The 6,000-nt window shown below is 33.5% G+C and carries 5 protein-coding genes and 1 other annotated feature; all 5 genes read left to right on the plus strand.

The genetic code is table 11. The features are described from left to right. Positions 1 to 219 precede the first annotated feature (219 nt). Positions 220 to 453 (plus strand) — a binding site (T-box leader). A gap of 184 nt (positions 454 to 637) precedes the next feature. The 5 genes from ilvN (at position 638) to leuD (ending at position 5,949) form a co-directional block, all read left to right on the plus strand. Then, complete coding sequence (ilvN, locus tag ACX6CF_RS25485) at positions 638 to 1,141, plus strand: acetolactate synthase small subunit (protein WP_458788202.1); 504 nt, start codon at positions 638 to 640, stop codon at positions 1,139 to 1,141. Positions 1,142 to 1,232: 91 nt separating this feature from the next. Continuing rightward, positions 1,233 to 2,219 carry a ketol-acid reductoisomerase gene (gene ilvC, locus ACX6CF_RS25490; protein ID WP_458788203.1) on the plus strand — a complete coding sequence of 329 codons (987 nt, stop codon included), beginning with the start codon at positions 1,233 to 1,235 and terminating at the stop codon, positions 2,217 to 2,219. A gap of 182 nt (positions 2,220 to 2,401) precedes the next feature. Continuing rightward, positions 2,402 to 3,994, plus strand: coding sequence for a citramalate synthase (gene cimA / locus ACX6CF_RS25495; RefSeq protein ID WP_458788204.1), 1,593 nt, complete (start codon positions 2,402 to 2,404; stop codon positions 3,992 to 3,994). 110 nt (positions 3,995 to 4,104) lie between these two features. Beyond that, positions 4,105 to 5,364 (plus strand): 3-isopropylmalate dehydratase large subunit, encoded by a 1,260-nt coding sequence (leuC, locus tag ACX6CF_RS25500; protein WP_458788205.1) that lies wholly within the window; start codon positions 4,105 to 4,107, stop codon positions 5,362 to 5,364. Between the two features lie 96 nt (positions 5,365 to 5,460). After that, positions 5,461 to 5,949, plus strand: a complete 489-nt coding sequence (leuD, locus tag ACX6CF_RS25505) for a 3-isopropylmalate dehydratase small subunit (protein WP_458788206.1) — start codon at positions 5,461 to 5,463, stop codon at positions 5,947 to 5,949. Positions 5,950 to 6,000 lie beyond the last annotated feature (51 nt).

Here is a 6,000-nt window from a genome sequence, read left to right on the forward strand (position 1 = left end):
GAAGTTGATCTAAATTAAAGAATAATTATGTGCATTTATTTGTACTAGGGATAAAAAAGAAATAGGATAACTAAAAAGTTATCCTATATTTATAATTATTCATTAAAAAGCATAAATTACCATGGCGTTTTTAAAAATAAATATAAAAAAACGTCCTTAAACGCTTGACACGGATGTTTTATCTTGGTATAATACTATCAATTGAAAGCGAATTGTCAGATAAATGCAGTGATAGAGACGTATGATTTGCATATGTAGTTGTAGAGAGCTGATGGATGGTGAGAATCAGTACTACTGCAAAAATATACATCACTCTTGAGCAGGATCATTGAAATTAAGTAGGTGGTTACCGGGGAGCCCCGTTATAGGCTAGGGTTTGTTAGAATCTGTTTAGAGTGGTCTTTTAGTTATAAGACAATTAGGGTGGTATCGCGTGGTTTCCTCGTCCCTACAGTTTATTCTGTAGGGGCGTTTTTATATATAAAATTAATTATGTTACTAGTGATAATGAAATGTACAAGAGGAAAACTTTCATGAAAAATGTGGTAGTTTATTTTAATTATTTAGTACATTGATTTGGTGAAATGATGAAATTGATTGCTTAGTAAACATATAAAATCTGGAAGGAGGAATAATTATGAATAGACATGTATTATCAGTTTTAGTTACAAACCATTCTGGGGTGTTAAGTCGAGTCGCTGGACTATTTAGTAGAAGAGGGTACAATATTGACAGTTTATCTGTTGGAGTAACTGAGAATCCAGAATTTTCTAGAATGACAATTGTAGCTAGAGGTAATGATTTAATTATTGATCAGATAACAAAACAACTAAATAAATTAGTTGATGTTATACATATAATAGAACTGAAACCAGAAGAATCCGTATATAGAGAGTTGGCTCTTATTAAAATATCTGCTAAGGATGAAAGCAGAGCGGCTATCATAGAAATAGCTGGTATCTTTAGAGCTAACATAATAGATGTTTCAAGTGAAACGCTGACGGTTGAAATAACAGGAGACCAAAATAAAGTAAAGGCATTTCTTGACTTAGTAGAACCATATGGAGTGAAAGAAATAGTTAGAACTGGACTTACAGCACTTGAACGAGGCAGCAAAGAAATAAAACAATACATTGATTAGCTAAGGTAAAGGCTAAAATATCATTTATCATTGAGAGAGTTATTTTAACCCATCCCTAACTTAAATAAAGAAAAAACAGGAGGAAATAAAAATGGCAAAAATGTTTTATGAAAAGGATTGTAACTTAGCATTATTAGAAGGAAAAACTGTAGCGATAATAGGATACGGAAGTCAAGGTCATGCTCATGCACTGAATCTTCACGAATCAGGTGTAAATGTAGTAGTTGGTTTATATGAAGGAAGTAAATCATGGAAAAAGGCTGAAGATGCTGGTTTAAAAGTAACTGTAGCTGCTGAAGCTGCAAAACAAGCTGATATTATCATGATTCTAATAAATGATGAAACACAAGGTGATTTATATACAGAAAGTATTGAATCTAACTTAGAAGCTGGAAACTCATTAGTATTTGCTCATGGTTTCAATATCCATTACGGACAAATCGTTCCTCCAGCAGACGTTAATGTTTTCATGGTAGCTCCAAAAGGACCAGGACATACAGTTAGAAGCCAATATGTAGAAGGAAAAGGAGTTCCTTGTCTTATCGCAGTATATCAAGATGCTAATGGAGCTAAAGACTTAGCACTTGCTTATGCAGCTGGTATTGGTGGAGCAAGAGCTGGTATTCTTGAAACAACTTTCAAGGAAGAAACTGAAACAGATTTATTTGGAGAACAAGCAGTACTTTGTGGAGGAGTATCAGAACTTATAAAAGCTGGTTTTGAAACACTTGTTGAAGCTGGATACCAACCAGAAAGTGCATATTTTGAATGTTGTCATGAAATGAAACTTATTGTTGACCTTATCAATGAAGGCGGATTATCATATATGAGATATTCAATCAGTGATACTGCTGAATATGGAGATTACTCAGTTGGTAAGAGAATAATAAATAAAGATAGCAAGAAAGAAATGAAAAAAGTACTTGCAGAAATTCAAGATGGTACTTTTGCAAGAAATTGGATATTAGAAAACAAAGCTAATCGTCCAGCATTTAGATCTAGAAGAAGAATAGAAGCAGATCATCAAATCGAAAAAGTTGGTAAAGAACTTAGAAAAATGATGAGCTGGATGAAGTAATTAATAAACATTAATATTGGGTCGGTTTATTAACCGACCTTTTTACTAAAAAAATTGCCAGTGAAATTGTGCAAAACATACAAAAACAAACGTGAATTATTTGATGAAGTTGTTTGAAATGCACTAATATGATTAATTCAAAAATTGTATTAAGTTGTCTATTATATAGGAGGGAATATCAGTTGGAAAAAAACATAAAAATCTACGATTCCACCCTTAGGGATGGTGCTCAAGCTGAAGGGATTTCATTTTCAGTTGAAGATAAATTAAAGATAGTAAAAGCTCTTGACGAACTAGGTGTTTCCTACATTGAAGCAGGCAACCCAGGATCAAACCCTAAGGATTTGGAATTTTTTGAACGTGTTAAAGGAATCGAATTAAATAACACTAAATTAACTGCATTTGGAAGTACAAGGCGTAGAAACATTAAAGTTGAAGATGATGCAAATGTTAAATCACTACTTTTAGCTAATTCTCCAGTAGTAGCAATATTTGGTAAGAGTTGGGATTTCCACGTCACAGATATTATAAGTACTACTCTCCAAGAGAATCTAAATATGATTAAAGATACGATAGCTTTCTTCAAAGAAAAAGGCAAAGAGGTTGTTTATGATGCTGAACATTTCTTTGATGGATATAAAGCTAATCCGAAATATGCTATGCAAACCTTACAGACAGCAATTGATGGTGGAGCTGATAGTATAGTTCTTTGCGATACTAATGGCGGTTGTATGCCTAATGATATCTATGATGTCACCAAATTGGTTGTGGATAAATATAAGGCAGAAGTAGGTATTCATTGTCATAACGATTGTGGTATGGCAGTTGCAAATACTGTAATGGCAGTTTTTGCAGGAGCTACGCAGGTTCAAGGAACATATATAGGTTTTGGAGAACGATGTGGCAATGCTAATTTATCAACAGTTATCGCTAATCTACAGGTTAAAAAAGAATATGAATGTATCAGTAAGGAAAAACTAGAGTTGATAACTGATATAGCTAGAAAAGTGGCTGAAATTGCTAACGTTTCCTTAGATGATAAAGAACCTTATGTTGGTAGAGCAGCTTTCACTCACAAAGGTGGAATGCATATTGATGGCGTCAACAAGGCATCTAAATCATTTGAACATATCAATCCTGAGATTGTTGGAAATGAAAGAAGATTCTTAATGTCAGAAGTAGCTGGTAGAAGTACTATTCTCAAGAAAATACAAAAAGTTGCTCCAGATGTTAAGAAAGATTCACCAGAAACAATACAGATAATGGATAGATTAAAAGAATTAGAGCATGAAGGCTATCAATTTGAAGGTGCAGAAAGTACATTTGAATTAATTATAAGAAAGAATTTGGGGAAATATAAACCATTCTTCAAGTTAGAAAATTTTAAGACTATAGGTGAGAAGCCTAATGATAATGGGAAACTAACTGCTTTTGCAATGGTAAAAGTTAATGTTGATGATAAGATTAAAATTGCTGCTGCGGAAGGTGATGGACCTGTAAATGCCTTAGATAAAGCGCTAAGACAGGCTTTGGAAGTATTCTATCCAGAACTTAAAAAAGTCCATTTAACTGATTATAAAGTAAGGGTGCTTGATACAAAAGAGGCTACTGCAGCAAAAGTTAGAGTGCTTATATCTTCTACAGATGGTGTACATGAATGGTCCACAGTTGGTGTTTCAACAGATATTATTAATGCAAGTTTAATAGCTTTGATTGATTCTATTGAAGTTAAGTTACTTAGAGAGCTTAAGAAAAAGATTAAAGCTTATATATAAAAATAATTAATAAAGAGTTATAACATAATAAATAATAGTGGTAACTAATAAATTAACCGAATAGTAAAAAAATCACAGTGAAATAGATATATTAAAGGAGGACAATATATATGGGAATGACAATGACTCAAAAGATCTTAGCTGCTCATGCTGGTCTAGAAGAAGTAAAGGCGGGGCAATTAATAGAAGCTGATCTTGACTTAGTACTTGGAAATGATATTACAACACCTGTTGCAATAAATGAATTCAAAAAAATTGGCGTGGATAAGGTTTTTGATAAAAGTAAGGTTGCAATAGTACCTGACCACTTTACACCTAACAAAGATATAAAAGCGGCAGAGCAATGTAAATGTGTAAGAGAATTTGCTCTTGCTAAAGAAGTAGAGAATTATTTTGAAGTTGGAGAAATGGGAATAGAGCATGCATTGATTCCAGAAAAAGGATTAGTTGTTCCAGGTCATGTTGTAATAGGTGCAGATTCACATACTTGTACTTATGGAGCGCTTGGTGCTTTCTCAACAGGTATTGGAAGTACAGATATGGCAGCAGGAATGGCTACAGGAAAATGTTGGTTCAAAGTTCCTTCAGCCTTGAAATTCGTATTAACTGGTAAACCAGCAAAGTGGGTAAGTGGTAAAGATATCATATTACACATTATCGGTCTTATCGGTGTAGACGGTGCTCTTTATAAATCTATGGAATTTGTTGGTGATGGACTAGATTATCTTTCAATGGATGATAGATTCACTATGGCTAACATGGCTATTGAAGCTGGTGGAAAGAACGGAATCTTCCCAGTTGATGAAAAAACACTAGAGTATGTTAAGGATCATTCAAGTAAAGAATATAAAGTATATGAAGCAGACGAAGATGCAGAGTATGATAATGTATATGAAATAAAATTAAATGAACTTAGACCTACAGTAGCTTTTCCACATCTTCCAGATAATACACGTACTATTGATGAAGTTGGAGAGATTAAGATTGACCAAGTTGTCATTGGTTCATGTACTAATGGTAGAATTGAAGATTTACGAGCAGCAGCTAATTTATTAAAAGGTAGAAAAGTAGCAAAAGGTATCAGAACTATTGTATTCCCTGCTACACAAAAAATATATCTTCAAGCAATGGAAGAAGGGTTACTCAGAATATTTATAGAAGCAGGAGCTATAGTTAGTACTCCAACTTGCGGACCATGTCTTGGTGGACATATGGGTATTCTTGCAAAAGGTGAAAGAGCAGTAGCTACTACTAATAGAAACTTTGTTGGTAGAATGGGTCATGTAGAATCAGAAGTATATCTTGCAAGCCCAGTAGTTGCAGTAGCATCAGCTGTTCTTGGAAGAATCGCAGGACCAGAAGAATTATAGGATAATAACTGGATTTTGATATGCATTATAAATAATATATTAGATTAATCAGGATATTAAGAATAAAAATAATAATAAATGTGTAGAGGTGATTAGATGAAGGCTAAAGGTAAAGTTTTTAAATACGGCGATAATGTAGATACAGATGTAATAATTCCTGCAAGATATCTAAACACAACTGAGCCAAAAGAATTAGCGGCTCATTGTATGGAAGATATTGATGGGGATTTTGTGAATAATGTTAAAGAAGGCGACATCATGGTTGCTAATAAGAATTTTGGATGTGGTTCTTCTAGAGAACATGCACCAATATCAATAAAAGCAGCAGGTATATCTTGTGTTATAGCAAGTACTTTTGCAAGAATATTCTATAGGAATTCAATCAATATAGGACTTCCAATACTTGAATGTGATGAAGCTGTTAAGGGTATAGAAGCTGGAGACGAAGTTGAAGTTGATTTTGATACGGGTATGATAGTTAATGTAACTAAGAATAAATCATATCAGGGAGAAGCTTTCCCAGAATTCATGCAACAGATTATCAAGGCTGATGGATTGATTAATCATATTAAGAATAAAAGGTAGAGAGAAATATAATTATTGGTAGAGGGGGTCAGGGTAAAGTGACATAAATCA

Source organism: Vallitalea sediminicola (assembly GCF_054408565.1).